General features: G+C 64.6%; 22 protein-coding genes. 16 read left to right on the top strand and 6 right to left on the bottom strand.

Translation table 11 applies throughout. The features are described from left to right. Nucleotides 1-20: 20 nt before the first annotated feature. Complete coding sequence (locus tag RND78_RS03345) at nt 21-995, bottom strand: KpsF/GutQ family sugar-phosphate isomerase (RefSeq protein ID WP_312726050.1); 975 nt, start codon at nt 993-995, stop codon at nt 21-23. A 201-nt stretch (nt 996-1,196) separates the two neighbouring features. Between RND78_RS03345 and RND78_RS03340 the strand changes: the two genes are divergently transcribed. From RND78_RS03340 to hisC, 10 genes are all read left to right on the top strand, one after another. Beyond that, nucleotides 1,197-2,006: an ATP-binding cassette domain-containing protein gene (locus RND78_RS03340; RefSeq protein WP_312726048.1), complete on the top strand. Its 810-nt coding sequence runs from the start codon at nt 1,197-1,199 to the stop codon at nt 2,004-2,006. Next, nucleotides 2,006-2,800 carry a lipid asymmetry maintenance ABC transporter permease subunit MlaE gene (gene mlaE, locus RND78_RS03335; RefSeq protein ID WP_312726046.1) on the top strand — a complete coding sequence of 265 codons (795 nt, stop codon included), beginning with the start codon at nt 2,006-2,008 and terminating at the stop codon, nt 2,798-2,800. The genes RND78_RS03340 and mlaE overlap by 1 nt, the downstream gene beginning before the upstream one ends. Further along, the gene (gene mlaD, locus RND78_RS03330) at nt 2,800-3,276 is read left to right on the top strand and encodes an outer membrane lipid asymmetry maintenance protein MlaD (RefSeq protein ID WP_059226491.1); all 477 of its coding nucleotides are present in this window, start codon (nt 2,800-2,802) and stop codon (nt 3,274-3,276) included. Before mlaE ends, mlaD begins: the two co-directional genes overlap by 1 nt. A 14-nt stretch (nt 3,277-3,290) precedes the next feature. After that, nucleotides 3,291-3,941, top strand: coding sequence for an ABC transporter substrate-binding protein (locus RND78_RS03325; RefSeq protein WP_312726044.1), 651 nt, complete (start codon nt 3,291-3,293; stop codon nt 3,939-3,941). Next, nucleotides 3,938-4,252, top strand: coding sequence for an STAS domain-containing protein (locus tag RND78_RS03320; RefSeq protein ID WP_312726043.1), 315 nt, complete (start codon nt 3,938-3,940; stop codon nt 4,250-4,252). The genes RND78_RS03325 and RND78_RS03320 overlap by 4 nt, the downstream gene beginning before the upstream one ends. A 73-nt stretch (nt 4,253-4,325) precedes the next feature. After that, nucleotides 4,326-4,565: a BolA family protein gene (locus RND78_RS03315; protein ID WP_007159508.1), complete on the top strand. Its 240-nt coding sequence runs from the start codon at nt 4,326-4,328 to the stop codon at nt 4,563-4,565. 22 nt (nt 4,566-4,587) lie between these two features. Beyond that, the gene (gene murA / locus RND78_RS03310) at nt 4,588-5,853 is read left to right on the top strand and encodes a UDP-N-acetylglucosamine 1-carboxyvinyltransferase (RefSeq protein WP_312726041.1); all 1,266 of its coding nucleotides are present in this window, start codon (nt 4,588-4,590) and stop codon (nt 5,851-5,853) included. Nucleotides 5,854-5,862: 9 nt separating this feature from the next. Further along, the gene (gene hisG / locus RND78_RS03305; RefSeq protein ID WP_312726040.1) at nt 5,863-6,495 is read left to right on the top strand and encodes an ATP phosphoribosyltransferase; all 633 of its coding nucleotides are present in this window, start codon (nt 5,863-5,865) and stop codon (nt 6,493-6,495) included. Nucleotides 6,496-6,650: 155 nt separating this feature from the next. Then, nucleotides 6,651-7,967 carry a histidinol dehydrogenase gene (gene hisD, locus RND78_RS03300; RefSeq protein ID WP_312726038.1) on the top strand — a complete coding sequence of 439 codons (1,317 nt, stop codon included), beginning with the start codon at nt 6,651-6,653 and terminating at the stop codon, nt 7,965-7,967. 2 nt (nt 7,968-7,969) lie between these two features. Further along, entirely contained in the window at nt 7,970-9,025 is a 1,056-nt protein-coding gene (gene hisC, locus RND78_RS03295) for a histidinol-phosphate transaminase (protein ID WP_312726036.1), read from the top strand. Between the two features lie 13 nt (nt 9,026-9,038). Here the strand turns inward: hisC and RND78_RS03290 are convergent, their stop codons facing one another. After that, entirely contained in the window at nt 9,039-10,160 is a 1,122-nt protein-coding gene (locus RND78_RS03290; RefSeq protein WP_312726034.1) for a trypsin-like peptidase domain-containing protein, read from the bottom strand. Between the two features lie 117 nt (nt 10,161-10,277). Here RND78_RS03290 and RND78_RS03285 point away from each other — a divergent pair, with 117 nt between their 5' ends. From RND78_RS03285 to cysN, 3 genes are all read left to right on the top strand, one after another. Continuing rightward, nucleotides 10,278-11,033: a Nif3-like dinuclear metal center hexameric protein gene (locus RND78_RS03285; RefSeq protein WP_312726033.1), complete on the top strand. Its 756-nt coding sequence runs from the start codon at nt 10,278-10,280 to the stop codon at nt 11,031-11,033. 166 nt (nt 11,034-11,199) lie between these two features. Beyond that, entirely contained in the window at nt 11,200-12,117 is a 918-nt protein-coding gene (gene cysD / locus RND78_RS03280) for a sulfate adenylyltransferase subunit CysD (RefSeq protein ID WP_007159501.1), read from the top strand. Nucleotide 12,118: 1 nt separating this feature from the next. Then, nucleotides 12,119-14,017: a sulfate adenylyltransferase subunit CysN gene (gene cysN / locus RND78_RS03275; protein ID WP_312726031.1), complete on the top strand. Its 1,899-nt coding sequence runs from the start codon at nt 12,119-12,121 to the stop codon at nt 14,015-14,017. Nucleotides 14,018-14,068: 51 nt separating this feature from the next. Here cysN and RND78_RS03270 read toward each other — a convergent pair whose 3' ends face one another. Beyond that, nucleotides 14,069-14,380: a hypothetical protein gene (locus RND78_RS03270; protein ID WP_312726030.1), complete on the bottom strand. Its 312-nt coding sequence runs from the start codon at nt 14,378-14,380 to the stop codon at nt 14,069-14,071. Between the two features lie 211 nt (nt 14,381-14,591). Here RND78_RS03270 and RND78_RS03265 point away from each other — a divergent pair, with 211 nt between their 5' ends. Then, entirely contained in the window at nt 14,592-16,226 is a 1,635-nt protein-coding gene (locus RND78_RS03265) for a Na+/H+ antiporter (RefSeq protein WP_312726028.1), read from the top strand. Here the strand turns inward: RND78_RS03265 and dapC are convergent. From dapC to map, 3 genes are read right to left on the bottom strand one after another with little or no spacing between them, the layout of a single operon-like run. Continuing rightward, nucleotides 16,223-17,416, bottom strand: a complete 1,194-nt coding sequence (dapC, locus tag RND78_RS03260; protein WP_312726027.1) for a succinyldiaminopimelate transaminase — start codon at nt 17,414-17,416, stop codon at nt 16,223-16,225. The two genes, RND78_RS03265 and dapC, sit on opposite strands and share 4 nt — an antisense overlap. 26 nt (nt 17,417-17,442) lie before the next feature. Beyond that, a complete protein-coding gene (locus RND78_RS03255) occupies nt 17,443-20,142 on the bottom strand; it encodes a [protein-PII] uridylyltransferase (protein WP_312726025.1) in 2,700 nt (899 codons plus the stop codon). Between the two features lie 12 nt (nt 20,143-20,154). Further along, on the bottom strand, nt 20,155-20,937 hold the full coding sequence (gene map, locus RND78_RS03250; protein ID WP_312726023.1) for a type I methionyl aminopeptidase: 783 nt from the start codon (nt 20,935-20,937) through the stop codon (nt 20,155-20,157). A gap of 287 nt (nt 20,938-21,224) precedes the next feature. Here map and rpsB point away from each other — a divergent pair, with 287 nt between their 5' ends. Together rpsB and tsf are read left to right on the top strand one after the other, a co-directional pair. Continuing rightward, complete coding sequence (gene rpsB, locus RND78_RS03245) at nt 21,225-21,962, top strand: 30S ribosomal protein S2 (RefSeq protein ID WP_312726021.1); 738 nt, start codon at nt 21,225-21,227, stop codon at nt 21,960-21,962. A gap of 131 nt (nt 21,963-22,093) precedes the next feature. Beyond that, nucleotides 22,094-22,963 carry a translation elongation factor Ts gene (gene tsf / locus RND78_RS03240; protein ID WP_295463584.1) on the top strand — a complete coding sequence of 290 codons (870 nt, stop codon included), beginning with the start codon at nt 22,094-22,096 and terminating at the stop codon, nt 22,961-22,963. Nucleotides 22,964-23,003 lie beyond the last annotated feature (40 nt).

Here is a 23,003-nt window from a genome sequence, read left to right as displayed (position 1 = left end):
GCCGTTCAGTATAACCCGGCCTACAGCACCCCGGCGCGTAGCAGGTCGCCCATGTTGAGGGCGCCGATCGGTCGCCGGTCCTCGTCGACCACCACCAGGGCGTTGATCTTGTACTCTTCCATGATCTTGAGCGCTTCGGCGGCGAGCATCTGCGCCCTGGCCGTTCGACCACCACGGGTCATGACGGTTGCGATGGGCGTGGTACGCACGTCGATGCCGCGATCCAGCGCCCGACGCAGGTCGCCATCGGTGAAGATGCCGGCCAGTCGGCCATCGGTACCGATCACACTGGTCATGCCCAGGCCCTTGCGCGACATCTCCAGCAACGCATCGGACACCAGGGTGTCCTCGCTCACCCGTGGCAGGTCGGCGCCGGCATGCATGACATTCTCGACCTTGAGCAGCAGCCGCCGCCCCAGGGCGCCGCCTGGATGGGAGAAGGCGAAATCCTCGGCAGTGAAGCCGCGGGCTTCCAGCAGGGCGATGGCCAGGGCATCGCCCAGGACCAGGGCGACGGTGGTGGAGGAGGTCGGCGCCAGGTTGAGCGGGCAGGCCTCGGTGGCGACGCTGGTGTCCAGGTTCACGTCGGCGGCCTTGGCCAGCGGGGAGACGGCGTTGCCGGCGAAACTGACCAGGGGCACGCCCAGCCGCTTGATCAGCGGCAGCAGGGTGAGGATCTCGCTCGAGGTACCCGACTGCGAGATGGCGATGATGACGTCGTCACGGGTGATCATGCCCATGTCGCCATGGCTGGCTTCGGCCGGGTGGACGAAGAAGGCCGGGCTGCCGGTGCTGGCCAGGGTGGCGGCGATCTTGTTGCCGACATGACCGGACTTGCCCATGCCCAGCACGACAATGCGGCCTCGGCATTCCAGCAGCAGGCGACAGGCTTGGGAGAAGGTCGCGTCGACGCGTTCGCCGAGGGCGGCCACCGCCGCTCGCTCTACCTCTATGGTGCGCTTGGCGGATGCGATGAAATCTATTGAGTCGGACATGGGTCAGAAGGCAGGTGACGGAATAATCGGAAATTATATGCGCAAAGCCGCGACCGGCAGCAATGTCAGCTCAGGTCGAGGGTATCGACAGACGAATGCTATAGTGCCGCCTTTTTTCACGGGCCGTCGCCAGCGAGCAAGGCGTGCCCTGACGCAGCGGAGCGACGTCTCCTTGCACAGAGTTGAACCTTAGGAGTTTCGATGACCGTCGATAGCCCGTACGCCGTGGAGTTGAAGGGCGTTTCCTTCAAACGCGGCACGCGTCTCATCTACGACCGGGTCGATATCCGCATCCCGCGGGGCAAGGTCACCGGGATCATGGGGCCGTCCGGCAGTGGCAAGACCACCTTGCTGCGGTTGATCGCCGCCCAATTGCGGCCGAGCGCCGGCGAGATCTGGGTCAATGGCGCCAACCTGCCGCAGCTATCCCGCGGCGAACTGTTCGAGATGCGCCGGCAAATGGGAGTGCTGTTCCAGAGCGGTGCGCTGTTCACCGATCTCGACGTCTTCGAGAACGTGGCCTTCCCCTTGCGCGTGCACACCAAGCTGCCCGAGGAAATGATCCGCGACATCGTCCTGCTCAAGTTGCAGGCCGTAGGTCTGCGCGGTGCCGTCGAATTGATGCCGGACGAGCTCTCCGGCGGCATGAAGCGCCGGGTCGCCCTGGCACGCGCCATCGCCCTGGACCCGCAGATCCTCATGTACGACGAGCCCTTCGTCGGTCAGGATCCCATCGCCATGGGCGTGCTGGTGCGGCTGATCCGCCTGCTCAACCAGGCCCTGGGCCTGACCAGTATCGTGGTCTCCCACGACCTGGCCGAGACCGCCAGCATCGCCGACTACCTCTATGTGGTGGGTGATACCAAGGTGCTGGGGCAGGGCACGCCGAAGGAACTGCGCGAATCCCCGGATCCACGGGTGCGCCAGTTCATGCAGGGCATCCCCGATGGCCCGGTACCCTTCCACTTCGCCGCGCCGGATCTGCGCGATGCCTTGCTGGGGAAACACTGATGCGTAAGGTCTCCGCCATGGAGCGGATTCGTCGGCTGGGCCGCGCCGGGCTGGACGTCGTGGCGGCCATCGGCCGCTCGGTGATCGTGCTGGTATTGGCGGTATTCGGCCGCGGTGGCGCAGGCAGCGGCCTGCAACTGCTGGGCAAGCAGCTCTATTCGGTAGGGGTGCTGTCGCTGCCGATCATCGTGGTTTCAGGCTTCTTCATCGGCATGGTGATAGCCCTGCAGGGCTACAACATCCTGGTCAAGTACGGCTCCGAGCAGGCCGTGGGACAGATGGTCGCCCTGACCCTGCTGCGCGAACTCGGCCCGGTGGTGACCGCCTTGTTGTTCGCCGGCCGGGCAGGCTCCGCCCTGACCGCCGAGATCGGCAACATGAAATCCACCGAGCAGCTGTCCAGCCTGGAAATGATCGGCGTGGACCCGCTCAAGTACATCGTCGCGCCGCGCTTCTGGGCCGGCTTCATCTCCATGCCGCTGCTGGCCGCCATGTTCAGCGTGGTGGGCATCTGGGGCGCCGCCATGGTCGCCATCGACTGGCTCGGCGTCTACGACGGCTCCTTCTGGGCCACCATGCAGAACAGCGTGATGCTCAGCGATGTGCTCAATGGCGTGATCAAGAGCCTGGTGTTCGCCTTCGTGGTGACCTGGGTCGCCGTCTTCCAGGGGTATGACTGCGAGCCGACTTCCGAAGGCATCGGTCGCGCCACTACCCGTACCGTCGTCTATGCGTCGCTCGCCGTGCTCGGCCTCGACTTCATTCTTACCGCCCTGATGTTTGGAGATCTCTGATGCAAACCCGCACCCAGGAAATCGGTGTCGGACTCTTCCTGCTGGCCGGCGTGCTCGCACTGCTGCTGCTGGCGCTGCGGGTAAGCGGTCTGACGATGAGCGACCATCGCGACACCTACAAGGTCTATGCCTACTTCGACAACATCGCCGGTCTCACTGTGAGATCGCGGGTGACGCTGTCGGGCGTGACCATCGGCAAGGTCACCGCCATCGACCTCGACCGCAACAGCTACCGCGGCCGGGTCACCATGCAGATCGACCAGCAGGTGGACAACCTGCCGACCGACTCCATCGCCTCGATCCTGACCGCCGGCCTGCTCGGCGAGAAGTACATTGGCATCAGCGTCGGTGGCGACGAGCAGGTACTCAAGGACGGCTCGACCATTCGTGACACACAATCCTCGCTGGTTCTCGAGGATCTGATCGGCAAATTCCTGCTCAACTCGGTCAATAAAGACTCTTCCGCCAATAAATGATGAGAGGCTTTTCCATGCTCAAGCTAATTCGTCACGGAGTGATCGCGATCCTGGCCCTGCTGCCCCTGGTCTCCCAGGCGGCGCCCTCGGCCCACGACGTGATCCAGCAGACCACCAATACCCTGCTGTCGGACCTCCAGGCCAATCGCGACAAGTACCGCAGTAACCCCGAAGCCTTCTACGAATCGCTCAACGGCATCCTCGGTCCGGTGGTGGACGCCGAGGGGATCTCCCGCAGCATCATGACCGTGCGCTACAGCCGCGGTGCCACCCCCGAGCAGATGGCGCGCTTCCAGGAAAACTTCAAGCGCAGCCTGATGCAGTTCTATGGCAACGCTCTGCTGGAATACAACAACCAGGGTATCCGCGTGCTGCCGGAAGGCCCGTCCGACGGCCCCGACCGCACCAGCGTCGGCATGGAGGTCAAGGGCAACAACGGCGCCGTGTATCCGGTGCAGTACAGCATGGTCAAGCAGGGTGATGATTGGAAGGTACGCAACGTCATCATCAACGGCCTGAACCTTGGCAAGCTGTTCCGTGACCAGTTCGCCCAGGCAATGCAGGACAACAACGGCGACCTGAACAAGACCATCGACAACTGGGCGGGCACCGTGGCCAAGGCCAAGGATTCTCCCGAGGCCCAGAAGGCCAAGGTTGGTTCGTGAGCCGCGCCGCCATCACCGGCGAAGGCGCCCGACTGCAACTGTCGGGCGTCCTCGATCACGCTAATGTGCCGACCCTGCGCGAGCAGGGTGGGGCGCTGATCGGGCAGTGCAGCGGTCCGCTGGTACTGGACTGCGCGGGAGTCGAGCACTCCAACAGCGCCGGCCTGGCGCTGCTGCTGGCCTGGGTGCGTGATGCCCAGGCCGCGGGTCGGTCCCTCACTATCGCCAACCTGCCCTCCGAGCTACGGCAGATCGCCGATGTCTCGGATGCTCTGGAGTTGCTCCCCCTCGCGGACCAGGCTCACGCCTGACGGTCATTGCAGTCGCCGTACAGCCGGTTTTTTTGTATGATCGCCGGCTGTACTAGATTGCCGAGGTGCCGCCATGCAGGCCCAAGAAGTCAAAAGCCTCCTGGAGGCGAAACTGGCCGATACCCAGGTCGAAGTGGAAGGCGAGGGCTGCAACTTCCAGCTCTACCTGATCAGCGACGAGCTCCAGGCCCTCAGCCCGGTCAAGCGTCAGCAGCAGGTCTACTCCCATCTCCAGCCGCAGATCGCCGATGGCAGCATCCACGCTGTCACCATGAAATTCTTCACCCGCGCCGCCTGGGCCGAACGCGCCTGATTCGCAGCGCCGAGAACTCGCTATGGACAAACTGATCATTACCGGCGGCAATAGCCTGAACGGTGAAATTCGCATTTCCGGGGCCAAGAACTCCGCCCTGCCGATCCTGGCTGCGACCCTGCTCGCCGATACCCCGGTGACCGTCGCCAACCTGCCGCACCTGCATGACATCACCACCATGATCGAGCTGTTCGGCCGCATGGGCGTCCAGCCCATCATTGGCGAGAAGCTCAATGTCGAGGTCGATGCCTCCAGCATCAAGACGCTGGTCGCGCCTTACGAACTGGTCAAGACCATGCGTGCCTCCATCCTGGTACTGGGTCCGATGGTCGCCCGTTTCGGCGAAGCGGAAGTCGCCTTGCCCGGCGGTTGCGCCATCGGTTCGCGTCCGGTCGACCTGCACCTGCGCGGCCTGGAAGCCATGGGCGCGAAGATCACCGTCGAAGGCGGCTACATCAAGGCCAAGGCCCCGGCCGGCGGTCTGCGCGGTGCCCACTACTATTTCGATACCGTCAGCGTGACCGGTACCGAGAACGTGCTGATGGCCGCCACCCTGGCCAAGGGTCGCAGCGTCATCCAGAACGCCGCCCGTGAGCCCGAAGTGGTGGATCTGGCCAACTGCCTGATCGCCATGGGTGCCAACATCAAGGGCGCTGGCACCGATACCATTACCGTGGAAGGCGTCGAGCGCCTCGGCGGCGCCACCTACTCAGTGCTCCCCGACCGCATCGAGACCGGCAGCTACCTGGTGGCCGCTGCGGCTACCCGCGGTCGCGTCAAGCTCAAGGACACCGATCCGACCATTCTCGAAGCCGTGCTGGCCAAGCTGGAAGAGGCAGGTGCCCACATCGCCACCGGCAGCAACTGGATCGAACTGGACATGAAGGGCAATCGCCCCCGCGCGGTGAACATCCGCACGGCGCCTTACCCGGCGTTCCCCACCGACATGCAGGCGCAGTTCATTTCCATGAACGCCGTCGCCGAAGGCACCGGTACCGTGGTGGAAACCATCTTCGAGAACCGCTTCATGCACGTGCACGAGATGGTGCGCATGGGCGCCAACATCGTCATCGAAGGCAATGCCGCCATCGTCACCGGTGTGCCCAGCCTCAAGGCCGCCCCGGTCATGGCGACCGACCTGCGCGCCTCGGCGAGCCTGGTCATCGCGGCCCTGGTGGCAGAGGGCGATACCCTGATCGATCGCATCTACCACATCGACCGCGGCTACGAATGCATCGAGGAGAAATTCCAGCTGCTCGGCGCCAAGATCCGCCGTACGCCCAAGTAAGGACCTCCGATGCTGACCATCGCCCTGTCCAAGGGCCGTATCCTCGACGACACCCTGCCGCTGCTGGCGGCGGCGGGGATCGCGCCGACCGAGAATCCGGACAAGAGCCGCAAGCTCATCATCCCGACCACCCAGGAGGATGTGCGTCTGCTCATCGTCCGCGCCACCGACGTGCCCACCTACGTGGAGCATGGCGCCGCGGACCTGGGGGTGGCCGGCAAGGACGTGCTGATGGAGTACGGTGGCGATGGTCTCTACGAGCCCCTGGACCTGCGCATTGCCCGCTGTAAGCTGATGACCGCGGGTGCCGTGGGTGCTCCGGTGCCACGTGGCCGGCTGCGGGTGGCGACCAAGTTCGTCAACGTCGCCAAGCGCTACTATGCCGAGCAGGGTCGCCAGGTCGACATCATCAAGCTGTACGGCTCCATGGAGCTGGCACCGCTGGTGGGGCTGGCCGACAAGATCATCGACGTGGTCGACACCGGCAACACCCTCAAGGCGAATGGTCTCGAACCCCAGGAGCTGATCGCCCACATCAGCTCGCGCTTGATCGTCAACAAGGCCTCGATGAAGATGCAGCATGGCCGCATCCAGGCCCTCATCGAGACTCTGCGCCACGCCGTCGAGGCGCGCGGCGCCTGAGAGCCTGAGTCCTGGCCGGCATACTGAATCCGGCCCAGGCTGATTTGGTCCCTCCAGCTTCGCCTATCCGTGCCATAGCCAAATTGTCGGGCGCCCACACGGAGCCGGCTGTTACTCTCGGGCGCCCCTTTCGCTCATCCTGAAGAGGACCCGCCATGACCGCTCCGCTCGCCATCCGCCGACTCGTCGCCGCCGCTCCGGATTTCGCCGAGCATCTGGATCATCTGCTGAGCTGGGAAGGGGTGTCCGACGCCGATATCAATCAGCGGGTCCTGGCGATCATCGCCGACGTGCGCCATCAGGGCGACGCCGCGCTGCTCGAATACACCCGCCGCTTCGACGGCGTCCAGGCGACGGTCATGAGCGATCTCATCCTGCCGCGCGCGCGCCTCGAAGAAGCCCTGACCCGCATCACGCCGGAGCAGCGCATCGCACTGGAGGCCGCAGCCGAGCGAGTCCGCCGCTATCACGAGAAGCAGCGCCAGGACTCCTGGCAATACCAAGAAGCCGACGGTACCGTGCTCGGCCAGCAGGTCACTCCGCTGGATCGTGCTGGTCTCTATGTACCCGGCGGCAAGGCCTCCTATCCCTCCTCGGTACTGATGAACGCCATCCCGGCCAAGGTCGCCGGTGTACCCGAGGTGGTCATGGTGGTGCCTACGCCGCGCGGCGAGGTCAACGAGCTGGTGCTGGCGGCCGCCGCCCTGGCCGGCGTCGACCGCGTCTTCACCATCGGTGGCGCCCAGGCCGTGGCCGCCCTGGCCTATGGCACCGAGAGCGTACCGCCGGTGGACAAGATCGTCGGTCCCGGCAACATCTATGTCGCCACCGCCAAGCGCCATGTCTTCGGCAAGGTCGGCATCGACATGATCGCCGGCCCATCCGAAATCCTGGTGGTCTGCGACGGCCAGACCGATCCCGACTGGATCGCCATGGACCTGTTTTCCCAGGCCGAGCACGACGAAGACGCCCAGGCCATCCTGGTCAGCCCGGACGCCGCCTTCCTCGACGCCGTGGCGGCCAGCATCGCCCGGCTGCTGCCGGAGATGGAGCGCGCCGACATCATCCGCGCCTCCCTGGAAGGCCGCGGTGCCCTGATCCAGGTCACCGACATGGCCCAGGCCATCGAGGTGGCCAATCGCATCGCCCCCGAGCACCTGGAGCTGTCCGTCGCCGAGCCAGAGCAATGGCTACCCAGGATCCGCCATGCCGGTGCCATCTTCATGGGGCGCTACACCGCCGAGGCCCTGGGCGACTATTGCGCCGGCCCGAACCACGTGCTGCCCACCTCGGGTACCGCGCGCTTCTCCTCGCCCCTGGGTGTGTACGACTTCCAGAAGCGCTCGTCGATCATCCACTGCTCGGCCAGCGGCGCCTCGGCGCTGGGTCGAGTCGCTTCGGTACTGGCGCGTGGCGAGTCCTTGACCGCCCACGCCCGCAGCGCCGAATACCGCATTCAAGAGGAGCAGTGAGCATGAGCGAACTCTGGAGTCCCTTCGTCAAGAACCTGGTGCCCTATGTGCCGGGTGAGCAGCCCAAGCTGACCAACCTGGTCAAGCTCAACACCAACGAAAATCCCTACGGCCCCTCGCCGCGGGCGTTGGAGGCCATCCGTGCCGCGGCGACCGACGACCTGCGCCTCTATCCCGATCCCAACGGCCAGGCGCTCAAGGACGCCGTCGCCCGCTACTACGGTATCCAGAGCGACCAGGTCTTCGTCGGCAACGGTTCGGACGAAGTCCTGGCGCACATCTTCCTGGGCCTGTTCGGCCACGGCCGGCCGATCCTCTTCCCGGACATCAGCTACAGCTTCTATCCGGTGTACTGCGGTCTCTACGACATAGCCTTCGAGACGCCGGCGCTGGACGAGGATTTCCAGATCGTCCCGGAAGACTATCTGCAGCCCAATGGTGGCATCATCTTCCCCAATCCCAATGCGCCCACCGGTAGCGCCCTGGCGCTGGACGCCATCGAGCGCGTTCTGGCTGGCAATCCCAGTTCCGTGGTGGTGGTGGACGAGGCCTATGTCGACTTCGGTGCCGAATCGGCGGTCGCTCTGATCGGCCGCCATCCCAACCTGGTGGTGACCCAGACGCTGTCCAAGTCGCGTTCCCTGGCCGGTTTGCGCGTGGGCCTGGCGATGGGGCAGGCACCTTTGATGGAAGCGCTGGAGCGGATCAAGAACAGCTTCAACTCCTACCCCCTGGACCGCCTCGCCCTGGCCGGTGCGGTGGCCGCCTTCGAGGATCGCGCCTATTTCGACGAGACCTGCCGCCAGGTGATCGAGAGTCGGGAAGGGCTGGTGAGCGCGCTGCTGGAGCGCGGCTTCGAGGTGCTGCCCTCGGCCGCCAACTTCATCTTCGCCCGCCACGTGCAGAAGGGTGGTGCGGCGCTGGCGGCGGGGCTGCGCGAGCACGGCGTCATCGTCCGCCACTTCAGCCGCCCGGAGCGCATCGCCGATTTCCTGCGTATCACCATCGGCACCCCGGTGCAGAACCAGGCGCTGATCGCGGCCCTCGATACTTTGTAAAAGTAGCGCGCGGCTAGCGCGCCTTCTCCATGAGCGGGCGCAGGCCAACGCCGGCCTTGAGCTGCAGGGTCTTGTCCTGGCGCAGCACCTCGATGGCGATGCTGTCACCCGGTTGCTTGCGGGCGATCTGGTTCATCGCCAGGCGCCCGTCCTTCACCGGCTGACCCGCTAGCCGCAACAGCACGTCACCCGAACGCAGACCGGCCTTGTGCGCCGGTCCCTCCGGGTCGATGTCGGTCACCACGATGCCCTGATCGACCTTGAGCCCGTAGGTCTTCACCAACTCGGGTGTGATGACCTCCACCGCCACGCCCAGCCAGCCGCGGATGACCTGGCCGTGCTGGATGATCGACTGCATGACGTCCAGCGCCAGCTTGATCGGGATGGCGAAGCCGATGCCCTGGGAACCACCGGAGAGGATGGCGGTGTTGATGCCGATCAGGTTGCCGTTGGCATCCACCAGGGCACCGCCCGAATTGCCCAGGTTGATCGCCGCGTCGGTCTGGATGAAATCCTCGTAGGTGTTGAGGCCCAGCTGATTACGCCCGGTGGCGCTGATGATGCCCATGGTCACGGTCTGGCCGACGCCGAAGGGGTTGCCGATGGCCAGCACCACGTCGCCGATGCGGATGGCGGTGGAGTCACCCACCGAAATGGCCGGCAGGTTGGGCAGGTCGATCTTGAGTACCGCGAGATCCGTGGCCGGGTCGTTGCCGATCAGCTTGGCCAGGGTCTGGCGACCGTCGGCCAGGGCCACCACGATGGACTCGGCGTCCAGCGTCACGTGGTTGTTGGTCAGCAGGTAGCCGTCGTGGCTCATCAGCACGGCCGAACCGAGACTGAGCTCTTCGGCGGGCTTGGCCGCGCCGGGGCGCTCGGGTTTTGCCGAGTCGGATTGCGGGCGTTTGACGGCCTTGGTCGAGCGCAGGGACACCACGGCCGGCGCGGCGCGACTGGCCGCGTCGGCATAGGAGACCGGTCCCTGCTGGCGGGCACCGGAGGATGGTTGAGCGGATTCGAGCCGCGCCTGACTGGCGGGCAGGCCCAGCCACTGTGGATAGCGCTGGATGATCAGGATCGCCACCAGCACGCCGCACACCACGGGCCAGCCGAGATACCGCAAAGCCTTGTACATCGGTCACATCCTTGAATTTGTCCGCCCGGGACATGGCGGATAAGCTGGCGGGCATTATAAGGAGCGGCGCGGCCCTGGGAACCCGGCGCGACGCCCTCGACGAGGAGGTATCCGCGCGTGACCCTGTCCCTTGATGAACTGGTGATGACTGCCGATCGCTACCTGGAGAGCGCCCGCATCCAGGATTATTGCCCCAATGGCCTGCAGGTCCAGGGCCGTGCCCCGATCCGGCTGCTGGTCACTGGCGTGACCGCCTCCCAGCAACTGCTGGACGCCGCCGTAGCCGCCGGGGCCGATGCCATCCTGGTGCATCACGGCTATTTCTGGAAAAACGAGGATGCCCGGATCATCGGCATGAAGCACCGGCGGATCAAGACGCTGCTCAGCCACGATATCAGCCTGCTGGCCTACCACCTGCCGCTGGATGTCCATGTCGAGGTGGGCAACAATGTCCAGCTGGGGCGGCGTCTCGGGCTGCAGCAGATCGAGCCACTACCGGGCGATGCCAAGAATCTGATCTGGCAGGGCGAGCTGGCCCAGCCGCTGTCCGCCGAGGCCTTCGCCCGCCAGGTCGCCACGGTCCTGCAGCGCGCCCCCCTGGTGGTCGACGGGGGGCGGTCGATCCGGCGGCTGGCCTGGTGTACCGGCGGTGCCCAGGGTTACATCGACCAGGCCATCGCCGCCGGCGTGGACGCCTACCTGACCGGCGAGGTCTCCGAGCAGACGGTACACAGCGCCCGGGAGAACGGCGTGAGCTTCTTCGCCGCCGGCCACCATGCGACGGAGCGCTATGGCGTGCAGGCGCTGGGCGACTACCTGGCGGCGCAACTGGGGATAGAGCATCGCTTCATCGACTGCGACAACCCCGCCTGAGCGTCATAAGCATAGAACTTCTGGTTCTAAATGGGTCGGCAAGCCATAACCGTAGCCTATGGTAAGGTTGAGGTTCGTCCACGGCCCGCCCCGTCCGGATGCATCCAGGCAACTGGATGCCGCAACGGACACCTCTTAGGCCACCTTTCTGCAATCGTGAGTAGCCATGCTCGACAAACAGACGCACCTCAAACAACTTGAGGCGGAAAGCATCCACATCATCCGTGAAGTGGCCGCCGAGTTCGACAATCCGGTCATGCTGTATTCCATCGGCAAGGACTCGGCCGTGATGCTGCACCTGGCCCGCAAGGCCTTCTTTCCCGGCAAGCTGCCATTCCCGGTACTCCACGTGGACACCGGCTGGAAATTCCAGGCCATGTACGAATTCCGCGACCGCATGGTCGCCGACATGGGCCTCGACCTGCTGGTGCACAAGAATCCGGAAGGGGTCGCCCAGGGTATCAATCCCTTCACCCATGGCAGCGCCAAGCACACCGACATCATGAAGACCCAGGGCCTCAAGCAGGCGCTGGACAAGTACGGTTTCGACGCCGCCTTCGGTGGTGCCCGCCGCGACGAAGAGAAGTCCCGTGCCAAGGAGCGCGTCTACTCCTTCCGCGACAGCAAGCACCGCTGGGACCCGAAGAACCAGCGTCCCGAGTTGTGGAACATCTACAACGGCAAGACCAACAAGGGCGAGTCGATCCGGGTGTTCCCGCTGTCCAACTGGACCGAGCTGGACATCTGGCAGTACATCTACCTCGAAGGCATCCCGATCGTGCCGCTGTACTTCGCCGCCGAGCGCGAGGTGATCGAGAAGAACGGCACCCTGCTCATGATCGACGACGACCGTATCCTCGAGCACCTCTCGCCCGAGGAGAAGGCGCGCATCCACAAGCGCCAGGTGCGCTTCCGTACCCTTGGCTGCTACCCCCTGACCGGCGCGGTGGAGTCCCAGGCGACCACGCTGACGGACATCATCCAGGAGATGCTGCTCACCCGCACCTCCGAACGCCAGGGCCGGGTCATCGACCACGATGGCGCCGGGTCCATGGAAGAGAAGAAACGTCAGGGGTATTTCTAAGATGTCGCACCAATCCGATCTGATCGGCCAGGACATCCTGGCCTACCTCGCGCAGCACGAACGCAAGGAGCTGCTGCGCTTCCTCACCTGCGGCAACGTCGACGACGGCAAGAGCACCCTGATCGGGCGTCTGCTGCACGACTCCAAGATGATCTACGAGGATCATCTGGAAGCCATCACCCGCGATTCCAAGAAGGTGGGCACCACCGGCGAGGAGGTCGACCTGGCGCTGCTGGTGGACGGCCTGCAGGCCGAGCGCGAGCAGGGCATCACCATCGACGTGGCCTACCGCTACTTCTCCACCGCCAAGCGCAAGTTCATCATCGCCGACACCCCCGGCCATGAGCAGTACACCCGCAACATGGCCACCGGGGCTTCCACCTGCGACCTGGCGATCATCCTGGTCGATGCCCGCTACGGCATCCAGACCCAGACCCGCCGCCACAGCTACATCGCCTCGCTGCTGGGCATCAAGCACATCGTGGTCGCCGTCAACAAGATGGACCTGCTGGGTTTCGACGAAGCCGTGTTCGAGCGCATCAAGGACGACTACCTGGCCTTCGCCCAGCGCATCGACCTGAGCGCCAAGGACATCCATTTCGTGCCCATGTCGGCGCTCAAGGGCGACAACGTGGTGAATCGCAGCGAGCAGACGCCCTGGTACAGCGGCAAGCCGCTGATGGAAATCCTCGAGACCGTGGAAATCGCCGCGGATCGTAATCTGGACGACCTGCGCTTTCCGGTGCAGTACGTCAATCGTCCCAACCTCAACTTCCGCGGCTTCGCCGGGACCCTGGCCTCGGGCGTGGTCACCAAGGGCGATGCGGTGGTGGTCCTGCCCTCGGGCAAGGGCAGCCGGGTCAAGTCCATCGTCACCTACGACGGTGAACTGGAACAGGCCGGCCCTGGCCAGGCGGTGACCCTGACGCTAGAGGACGAGATCGACATCTCCCGCGGCGATGTTCTGGTGCACGCCGACAACCGTCCCCAGGTGACCGACGGCTTCGAAGCCATGCTGGTGTGGATGGCCGAGGAGCCCATGCGGCCGGGCAAGAAGTACGACATCAAGCGCGCCACCAGCTACGTGCCCGGTTCGCTGCCGAGCATCGTCCATACGGTGGACGTCAACACCTTGGAGCACGGCGCCGCCAGCGAACTCAAGCTCAACGAGATCGCCCGGGTCAGGGTGGCCCTGGATGCCTCCATCGCCCTGGATGGCTACGGCGTCAACCGCACCACCGGCGCCTTCATCGTTATCGACCGCTTGACCAATGGCACCGTCGGTGCCGGCATGATCATCGCCGAGCCGGTAGGCACGGGTGGGCATGGCCAGGGCGCGCACCAGCTGCACGTTGGCACCAGCGAACGGGCTGCACGTTTCGGCCAGCAGCCCAGTACCGTGCTCTTCACCGGTCTCTCCGGTGCCGGCAAGACCACTCTGGCCTATGCTCTGGAGCGCCGGCTGTTCGATGCCGGTCGTGCGGTCTTCGTGCTGGACGGTCAGAATCTGCGCCATGACCTGAACAAGGGGCTGCCGCAGGATCGCGCCGGTCGTCGCGAGAATTGGTTGCGTGCCGCCCAGGTGGCCCGGCAGTTCAACGAGGCGGGTCTGATCGCCCTGGCCGCCTTCGTCGCCCCGGATGCTGAAGGCCGGGCCCAGGCCCAGGTACTGATCGGTGCCGAGCGCCTGTTGACCGTGCACGTCAAGGCGTCGCCAACCGCCTGCGCCGAGCGTGATCCGCAGGGGCTCTATGCTGCAGGGGGCGATAACATTCCTGGCATCTCCTTCGCCTACGATGCGCCGGAAGACGCTGATCTGGTGATCGATACCGAGCAGCTGTCGGTAGAGGAGGGCGTCCAGCAGATCCTCGACGTCCTGCGCCGCCGCCAGGTGATCTAGGTCGGTCAGGCAATAAAAAACCCGCCAGATGGCGGGTTTTTTATTGAGTGCTTACCAGCGCGGCGGGCCGTAGTAATAGGCGCCGGGCGGCGGACCGTAGTACACGGGGCGCGGCTCCACTACGCGGTATTCATAGACCGGCGCCGGCTCGTAGTAGACCACGCGCGGCGGGGGTGGCGGGGGCGGTCCCTGGACATAGACCGGCTCCCGGGCGTAGGAATTGGAAACGATGGCGCCACCGACCACCGCGCCGACCACTGCGCCGAGAAAGGCAGGCCCGGCGCCACGGCCATGGGCGGACGCCTGGCCAGCGAGGGCGAGGCAACTGGCGAGCACCACGACTTGAGTGATGCGACGTAGCATGATCATTCTCCTGCGACCCGGGGAAATGAAACCGGGCATGTCTATCAGACCGCAATGGCGGCGAAACGCCTAGGCCGGTTCGGGTAAAGTTTGGGTAAAACCAAATGAGGGAAGATCAGTCCCAACAACTCGAGGTCGACGTGTCCCCGTGGCCCCGGGGCGCATCTCCTGTATTAGGTACCGCCACCGGTACCCTGACCGCGAGACAGCCGTGCAGATTCTCTATACCGCCTTGATCCTGCTGCTGATGGTGGGTGCTACCCGCCTCAGCGCCCACCTCATTCCCATTCCGCTCCCCCTGATCCAGGTGGTGGCCGGTGCCTTGCTCGCCTGGCCCACCCTAGGGCTGCATGTCGCCCTGGACCCCGAGTTGTTCCTGTTGCTGTTCATCCCGCCACTGCTGTTCTCCGATGGCTGGCGCATGCCCAAGCGGGAATTCTGGCGGCTGCGGCGGCCCATCTTAGTCCTTGCCTTCGGCCTGGTGTTCCTCACCGTCCTGGGCGCCGGCTGGTTCCTGCACTGGATGCTCAAACTGCCCTGGGCAGTGGCCTTCGCCCTGGCAGCGGTGCTCTCGCCCACCGATGCCGTGGCAGTGTCCAGCATCGTCCGCGGACGGCTGCCCAGCTCGCTGCTGCACGTCATCCAGGGCGAGGCGCTGCTCAACGATGCCTCCGGCCTGGTGACCTTCAAGTTCGCCGTAGCCGCGGCCCTGACCGGCGTCTTCTCGTTGAGCGAGGCCAGCCTGAATTTCGTCGTCGTCGCGGTGGGTGGTGCCTTGGTGGGCGCCGTGCTCAGTTGGCTGGTGGGGCGGGCCCGGGCCTGGATGGTGATCAGCCGCGGCTGGAGCGATGCCGCGCCCCATGTGGTCTTCATGCTGCTGCTGCCGTTCGCCGCCTATGTATTGGCGGAACGCCTGGGCGTCTCGGGCATCCTCTCCGCGGTGGCCGCCGGCATGATGCAGAGTCGGGTCGACCTGCTGCCGCGGCAGACCGCCACCCGCCTGCTCAACCACAGCGTCTGGGGGCTGGTGGAGTTCGCTTTCAACGGCCTGGTGTTCCTGATCCTGGGTCTACAACTGCCCGACATCCTGGCGGCCGCGCTGCCGGCCTCCCAGGCGCTCTGGCCGGCCGCGGGCTGGCTGACGCTCTATGTGCTGGGTGCCTACGGGGTGATCATGGCCATTCGCTTCGGGGTCATCCTCGGCTATTGGCACCTGACCCAGCCTGGCAGCGGCTCCATCACCATTGCGGGCGATCCACGCCTGATCGCCGCCATCGCCTCGCTCAGCGGGGTACGCGGCGCCGTGACCCTGGCCGGTGTGCTGTCGCTGCCGCTGATGCTCTCGGATGGCGCGCCCTTTCCCCTGCGCGACATCCTGGTGTTCATCGCCGCGGGCGTGATCCTGCTGTCACTGGTGGTGGCGAGCATCGGTATTCCGCTGCTGCTGGCGCGCTTGCCGGAGCAGTCCAACGACCTGTTGGAGCGGGAGCGTTGCGAGGTGCGAATCAGCGCCGCCCGGGCCGCCATCGCAGCGCTGGAAGACGTGGAATCGAACGATGCCGACGAGCCGGCGCGGGCGGCGCTGCAGGCCGAGATCAAGGCCGGCATCATCGCCGAGTTCCGCGACGAGCTGAGTTCCGCCGATGACAGCGAGGATGCCCGTTCCCTGGCTCGCCTGAGGGATAGCCTGGATGGCGAGCTGCGCCTGCTCGCCATTCGCGCCCAGCGCCGCGAACTCTATCGGCTGCGTATCGCCGGGGTGATCGACGACCTGGTGGTCAACGAATTCCTGCGCGAGCTGGACATCCAGGAGACCGCGCTGATGCGCGATCAGGGCAATCGCTAGCGGCGGCAGAAGCGGCGGATACGCTCCGCTGCTTCCACGCACTCGGCCAGGGGGGCGACCAGGGCCATTCGCACCCGACCGGCGCCGGGATTGGTGCCAGCCACTTCGCGCGACAGGTAGGAGCCTGGCACGACCGTGACATGCTCGGTGGCGAACAGCTCGCGGGCGAAGCTTTCGTCATCGCCCGGGGTCTTCGCCCAGAGATAGAAGCCGCCATCGGGCAGGGACACTTCCAGGCTGCCCTGCAGGATATCCAGCACGGCAGCGAATTTCTGCCGGTAGAGTTCGCGGTTCTCGCGCACATGGGCTTCGTCGCGCCAGGCCACGGCGCTGGCCTTCTGTACCTGCACCGGCATGGCGCAGCCGTGGTAGGTGCGATACAGCAGGAAGCGCTTGAGGATGGCGGCATCGCCAGCGACGAAGCCCGATCTCATGCCTGGCAGGTTGGAACGCTTGGACAGGCTATGGAAGACCACGCAGCGGGCGAAATCGCTGCGACCCAATTCGGCGCAGGCGGTGAGCAGCCCAGGCGGCGGGTTGCCTTCGTCGAAATAGAGTTCGCTGTAGCATTCGTCGGCGGCGATGACGAAGTCGTGGCGATCGGCCAGGGCGATGAGCTTCTTCTGTGTCTCCAGGGGCAGCAAGGCGCCGGTGGGGTTGCCGGGGGAGCAGAGGAACAGGAGCTGGCAGCGCTGCCAGACGTCATCCGGCACGCTGTCGAAGTCGGGGTTGAAGCCGTTGTCCGCCAGGCAGGGCAGGTAGTAGGGCTCGGCGCCGGCCAGCAGGGCGGCCCCTTCATAGATCTGGTAGAAGGGATTGGGGCTCAGTACCAGGCCGCCCTTGCTGCGATCCACCACCGCCTGGGTGAAGGAAAACAGCGCTTCCCGGGTGCCGGTCACCGGCAGCACGTGGCGCGCCGGGTCGAGCCAGTCCACCGGGACGGCGAAACGCTGGCTGGCCCATGACGCGATGGCCTCGCGCAGGTCGGCGATGCCAAGGGTGGTGGGATAGACCGCCAACTGATCCAGATTCGCCGTCAGCGCTTCGGCGACGAAGGCGGGCGCCGGATGCTTGGGCTCGCCGATCGACAGCGGGATGGCTCTGATCGAGGCCGGTGGGGTGACGCCGGCGAGCAGGGCGCGGAGCTTCTCGAACGGGTAGGGATGCAGCAGGTCGAGGGTGGGGTTCATCGTCGGGTGGTCCTTCGTTCGAGGCGCTAGATGCTGATGCGGGAGAGCGGTACCTGGCTGTCCGGCTCGCTCAACTGCTTGATCAGCGCCTGTTGCAGGGCGGTGCACAGTTGCGGGTCCGACAGTGGTCGGCCGTTCGCGTCGGTGACGTAGAAGACGTCCTCCACGCGCTCGCCAAGGGTGGCGATCTTGGCATTGAGTACCGAAAGGTCGAAGTCCAGGAAGATGCGTCCCACCCGGGCCAGCAGGCCGGGTCGGTCCGGCGCCGTCAGCTCGATCAGGCTGGCCGAGCGGGCGGTCTCGGTATAGATGTTCACCTGGGGGGAGAAGGCGAAATGCTTGAGCTGCCGCGTGACGCGCCGGTTTATGATGCTCGGGTATTCCTCGGGGTGCTTCAGCGCTTCGATCAGGCCAGCGCGAATCTGCGCGATACGGGCGGGATTGTTGCCGATGGAGCCGCCATCGGTGTCCAGCACGATGTAGGTGTCCAGGGTGAACTGGCTGGTGGAGGTGATGATGCGCGCATCCTGAATATTCAGGTTGAGCTGGTCCATCACCGCCACGGTCACCGCGAAGAAGTCATGCTGGTCGGCGGCATAGATGAAGATCTGGGTGCCGCCTTCGGAGTCGCGCTGGGTGGTCTCCCGGATCAGCACCAGTGGCTCGGTCACATCGCCATGGCCGAGGATGGCCTCGGTATGCCAGGCGACGTCCAGGGCGGTGTGGCGCAGGAAGTAGGCATCGCCCAACTGCGACCACAGCTGCTCGGCATCATCCGCATCGATGCCACGGCGCATCAGGGTATCCAGGGCCGACTGCTGGGTGCTGCGGATCTGCTCCTCGCGATTGACCGGGTTCTCCAGGCCGCGACGTAGGGCGCGCTTGGTCTCGGTGTAGAGCTGGCGAAGCAGGGTGGCGCGCCAGGAGTTCCACAGCGAGGGATTGGTCGCGGTGATGTCGGCCACGGTCAGGACGTACAGATAGTCCAGGTGCGTGTGATCGCCGACGGTGAGGGCGAAATCGTGGATCACCTGTGGATCGGACAGGTCCTTGCGCTGGGCGGTGGTCGACATCACCAGGTGGTTGCGCACCAGCCAGCTGACCAGGCGGGTGTCCCAGTCGGGCAACTGATGGCGACGACCGAAGGCTTCCACATCTTCGGCACCGAGCTCCGAGTGGTCGCCGCCGCGCCCCTTGGCGATGTCGTGATAGAGCCCGGCGATGTAGATCAGCTCGGGCTTGGGCAGCTTGTGGATCACCCGGGTCGCCAGCGGATACTTTTCGACCAGCACGTCGTAGCTCATCTTGCGCAGGTGCTTGATGAGGTTGAGCGTGTGGGCGTCGACCGTATAGATGTGGAAGAGGTCGTGCTGCATCTGGCCGACGATCTGGCCGAATTCGGGCAGGTAGAGTCCCAGCAGTCCATAGCGATTCATCCGCCGCAGGTTGCGATGGATGCCGGATTCGCTCTTGAGCAGCTCGATGAACAGACTGGTGTTGCGGATGTCCTGGCGGAAGGCGTCATCGATCAGATGGCGGCTGTCGCGCAGCAGGCGGATGGTGCCGGCGCTGGGGCCCTTGATCTCGGGATTCTGCGCCAGCAGGACGAACAGCTCCATCAGGGCGAACGGCGTACGCAGGAAAACCTGCGGATGGATTACCTCGAGGTAGCCGTTACGTATCTGGAATCTGTTGTTGAGCGGGGTCACCGCGTTGGGCGCCTGCTCGTCGCGCAGGTTCACTTCCTCGAAGTGCTGCATCACCACGTCGCTCAGCTGGGAGACGTCCATCACCACGCGGTAGTACTTCTGCATGAAGCGCTCCACCGCCAGCTTGGCATCGTTGTCCTCGTAGCCGAGCAGGTTGGCGATCCGCCGCTGGTGGTCGAACAGCAGTCGGTCCTCCGGCCGCCCCGCCAGCATATGCAGGGCATAGCGCACCTTCCACAGGTATTCCTGGGCCGAGATCAGCAGGCTGCACTCGCTCTCGGTCAGGAAACCCTGGCCGACCAGGGCCTGCAGGTTGAGGGTGCCGAACTGGCGACGAGCGATCCACAGTATTGTCTGGATGTCGCGCAGGCCGCCGGGCGAGCCCTTGACGTTGGGCTCGAGGTTGTATTCGGTGTCGTTGTACTTGGCATGGCGCGCGCTCTGCTCGGCGCGCTTGGCCAGATAGAAGGCGCGACCGGGCCAGAGGTGCTCCACGCTGGTGGCGGCCAGCATCGCCTGCCGCAGCTGCTCGGGGCCGGCCAGGGTGCGGCTTTCCATCAGGTTGGTGATCACCGTCAGATCGGCCAGGGCTTCGGTCGTGCATTCACGCAAGGATCTCACGCTCTGCCCGACGGCCAAGCCGACGTCCCACAGGAGGGTCAGGAAGCCTTCGATGGAGTCACGGAAGCGCTCCTGCTCCTCCTCGGCCAGCAGGATCAGCAGGTCGATATCGGAGTGCGGATGCAATTCACCCCGGCCGTAACCACCGACGGCAAGCAAGGCGATGCCGTCGCCCGGCCAGTCGAAGCGATTCCAGGCCGCGGCCAGCATCTGGTCGATGAACCAGGCACGATCCTCGACCAGCCGCCGCACGCTGCGGCCCGCCAGGAAGCGCTCATCGAGGGTGGCGTTCGCGGAACGGATGAATTTCTTGAAGGCCGCGATAGGGCTGGCTTTCAGTGAAAGCTCAGCCTGAAACTGGCCGGCGTCGAACAGCTCCGAATCGACCTGGGGCATGGCGCGCTCACCTCACGCAGAAACGCGGGGAAAGGTTTCGTCCTTTCTCAGGGTCAGGATCTCGTACCCCTGCTCGGTGACCAGCACCGTGTGCTCCCACTGCGCGGACAGCTTGCGATCCTTGGTGATGGCGGTCCAGCCATCGCCCAACAGGCGGGTCTCGTAGCGCCCCTGGTTGATCATCGGCTCGATGGTGAAGATCATCCCGGCCTGCAGCTCCAGGCCCGTGCCGGCGCGCCCGTAGTGCACCACCTGCGGCTCCTCGTGGAAGCCCTTGCCGATGCCGTGGCCACAGTATTCGCGCACCACCGAGAAGCCGTTCTTCTCGGCGTGCTTCTGGATGATCTCGCCGATGTCGCCGAGGCGCGCGCCTGGACGGACCAGGGAGATGCCCTTGTAGAGGCACTCCTGGGTGACCTGGCAAAGGCGGTCGGCCCACTCGGGTACGTCGCCCACCAGGTACATCTTGCTGGTGTCGCCGTGGTAGCCGTCTTTGATCACGGTGATGTCCACGTTCATGATGTCGCCGCTCTTGAGCGGCTTGTCATTGGGAATGCCGTGGCAGACCACGTGATTCAGCGAGGTGCAGATGGATTTGGGATAGCCCTTGTAGTTCAGCGGGGCGGGGATGGCCTGCTGCACGTTGACGATATAGTCGTGAGCCAGGCGATCCAGTTCCTCGGTGGTGATGCCGGGACGTACATGCTCGTCCAGCATTTCCAGCACCTCGGCGGCCAACTGGCCGGCGACGCGCATCTTGGCGATGTCTTCAGGGGTCTTCAGGATGACGGTCATCGGAAATCTCTAGGTATCACGCCGGGCGTTAGCTTTCGATCCGCTATTCTATCAGGTCTGGCGGCCGCGCTGTGCCAGCCGCGGCATTGGTTGCGTCCGGCAGTCGGCAATCGCCGCTGGTGGTATGAGGCGAGTCGTGATATAAAGTCGCGCGCTTTTTCGGGGCTCAGCCCCTTTATATGCGCTCCTAACCCCACACACGCATCGACACGATGACCTGGGTGCTTCCGCGAGGAAGTTGGTCATTGGGATGCGTGGAGGCCCAACCCGACTACGAGGAACATCTAATGTCTCAAGTCTCCATGCGTGACATGCTGAAAGCCGGCGTGCATTTCGGCCACCAAACCCGTTACTGGAACCCGAAGATGGGCAAGTACATCTTCGGTGCGCGTAACAAGATCCACATCATCAACCTCGAAAAGACCCTGCCGATGTTCAACGAGGCCCTGACCTTCGTTGAGCGCCTGGCGTCCGGCAAGAACAAGATCCTGTTCGTCGGCACCAAGCGTGCTGCCGGCAAGATCGTTCGCGAAGAAGCCGCCCGTTGCGGTCAGCCCTTCGTCGATCATCGCTGGTTGGGCGGCATGCTGACCAACTACAAGACCATCCGTGCCTCGATCAAGCGTCTGCGTGATCTGGAAGTTCAGTCCCAGGACGGTACTTTCGACAAGCTGACCAAGAAAGAAGCCCTGATGCGCACCCGCGACCTCGAGAAGCTCGAGCGCAGCCTGGGTGGTATCAAGGATATGGGCGGTCTGCCGGATGCCCTGTTCGTGATCGACGTTGACCACGAGCGCATCGCCATCACCGAAGCCAACAAGCTGGGCATCCCGGTCATCGGCGTCGTCGATACCAACAGCAGCCCGGAAGGCGTGGACTACGTCATCCCCGGCAACGATGACGCCTTCCGCGCCGTTACTCTGTACCTGAGCAGCGTTGCCGATGCCGTGATCCGTGGTGGTAGCAACGGCGGTGCCAACGAGCAATTCGTCGAAGAACCCGCTGCCGAAGCCGTCGAGGGCTGAGCATTTCGACCTTGGGGTCGAGCGGTTCGACGTGCGAGAAGGGGGCCTAGCCCCCTTTTTGCCTACTAGCGTTTCATTGGCTCCGTCATCGTGCGGAGTGACCTCGAAACCGTTTCAAGAGGATTTCAAACATGGCAGAAATCACTGCAGCCCTGGTCAAAGAACTGCGCGAGCGTACCGGCCAAGGCATGATGGATTGCAAGAAGGCCCTGGCCGCTGCCGGTGGCGACATCGAGAAGGCCATCGACGACATGCGTGCCGCTGGCGCCATCAAGGCCGCCAAGAAAGCCGGTAACGTGGCTGCCGAAGGCTCCATCGCGGTCAAGGTCGCCGATGACCACAAGGCTGCCGTCATCATCGAAGTCAACTCCCAGACCGATTTCCTGGCTCTGCAGGACGACTTCAAAGGCTTCGTCGCCGCCAGCCTGGACAAGGCCTTCGCCGAGAAGATGAGCGATGCCGCTCCGCTGATCGCCGCTCAGGAAGGCGCTCGTGAAGCCTTGGTCGCCAAGTGCGGCGAGAACGTCAACATCCGTCGCCTGACCCGTGTCGAAGGTGATGTGGTTGGCGCCTACCTGCACGGTCACCGCATCGGTGTGGTCGTCACCCTGCAGGGTGGCACCGCCGAACTGGCCAAGGAAATCGCCATGCACGTCGCGGCGAGCAACCCCCAGTTCCTGAACCCCTCCCAGGTTTCCGAAGATGCCATCGCCAAGGAAAAGGAAATCTTCCTGGCGCTGAACGCCGACAAGATCGCCGGCAAGCCGGAAAACATCGTGGAGAACATGGTCAAGGGTCGCATCAACAAGTTCCTGGCCGAAGCCAGCCTGGTCGAGCAGCCTTTCATCAAGGATCCGGAAGTCAAGGTCGGCGAGTTGGCCAAGAAGGCCGGTGCCGAGATCGTCTCCTTCGTGCGCTACGAAGTGGGTGAAGGCATCGAGAAGGCCGAAGTTGACTTCGCTGCCGAAGTCGCTGCCCAGCTGGCTGCCAGCAAGCAGTAAGATCGGCATCTGCTGATGACCAGGAGGCCGCCCGCTTCGA

Source organism: Pseudomonas oryzihabitans, assembly GCF_032027545.1.
Taxonomy (GTDB): domain Bacteria; phylum Pseudomonadota; class Gammaproteobacteria; order Pseudomonadales; family Pseudomonadaceae; genus Chryseomonas; species Chryseomonas oryzihabitans_F.
The sequence above is the reverse complement of the archived record's forward strand: the minus strand, read 5'-3'. Positions and strand labels throughout refer to the sequence as shown.

Excerpts from the sequence above, each read along its gene's own strand:
- RND78_RS03345 (WP_312726050.1), bottom strand. The coding sequence starts at position 995 with ATGTCCGACTCAATAGATTTCATCGCATCCGCCAAGCGCACCATAGAG.
- RND78_RS03340 (WP_312726048.1), top strand. The coding sequence starts at position 1,197 with ATGACCGTCGATAGCCCGTACGCCGTGGAGTTGAAGGGCGTTTCCTTC.
- mlaE (WP_312726046.1), top strand. The coding sequence starts at position 2,006 with ATGCGTAAGGTCTCCGCCATGGAGCGGATTCGTCGGCTGGGCCGCGCC.
- mlaD (WP_059226491.1), top strand. The coding sequence starts at position 2,800 with ATGCAAACCCGCACCCAGGAAATCGGTGTCGGACTCTTCCTGCTGGCC.
- RND78_RS03325 (WP_312726044.1), top strand. The coding sequence starts at position 3,291 with ATGCTCAAGCTAATTCGTCACGGAGTGATCGCGATCCTGGCCCTGCTG.
- RND78_RS03315 (WP_007159508.1), top strand. The coding sequence starts at position 4,326 with ATGCAGGCCCAAGAAGTCAAAAGCCTCCTGGAGGCGAAACTGGCCGAT.
- murA (WP_312726041.1), top strand. The coding sequence starts at position 4,588 with ATGGACAAACTGATCATTACCGGCGGCAATAGCCTGAACGGTGAAATT.
- hisG (WP_312726040.1), top strand. The coding sequence starts at position 5,863 with ATGCTGACCATCGCCCTGTCCAAGGGCCGTATCCTCGACGACACCCTG.
- hisD (WP_312726038.1), top strand. The coding sequence starts at position 6,651 with ATGACCGCTCCGCTCGCCATCCGCCGACTCGTCGCCGCCGCTCCGGAT.
- hisC (WP_312726036.1), top strand. The coding sequence starts at position 7,970 with ATGAGCGAACTCTGGAGTCCCTTCGTCAAGAACCTGGTGCCCTATGTG.
- RND78_RS03290 (WP_312726034.1), bottom strand. The coding sequence starts at position 10,160 with ATGTACAAGGCTTTGCGGTATCTCGGCTGGCCCGTGGTGTGCGGCGTG.
- cysD (WP_007159501.1), top strand. The coding sequence starts at position 11,200 with ATGCTCGACAAACAGACGCACCTCAAACAACTTGAGGCGGAAAGCATC.
- cysN (WP_312726031.1), top strand. The coding sequence starts at position 12,119 with ATGTCGCACCAATCCGATCTGATCGGCCAGGACATCCTGGCCTACCTC.
- RND78_RS03270 (WP_312726030.1), bottom strand. The coding sequence starts at position 14,380 with ATGCTACGTCGCATCACTCAAGTCGTGGTGCTCGCCAGTTGCCTCGCC.
- dapC (WP_312726027.1), bottom strand. The coding sequence starts at position 17,416 with ATGAACCCCACCCTCGACCTGCTGCATCCCTACCCGTTCGAGAAGCTC.
- RND78_RS03255 (WP_312726025.1), bottom strand. The coding sequence starts at position 20,142 with ATGCCCCAGGTCGATTCGGAGCTGTTCGACGCCGGCCAGTTTCAGGCT.
- map (WP_312726023.1), bottom strand. The coding sequence starts at position 20,937 with ATGACCGTCATCCTGAAGACCCCTGAAGACATCGCCAAGATGCGCGTC.
- rpsB (WP_312726021.1), top strand. The coding sequence starts at position 21,225 with ATGTCTCAAGTCTCCATGCGTGACATGCTGAAAGCCGGCGTGCATTTC.
- tsf (WP_295463584.1), top strand. The coding sequence starts at position 22,094 with ATGGCAGAAATCACTGCAGCCCTGGTCAAAGAACTGCGCGAGCGTACC.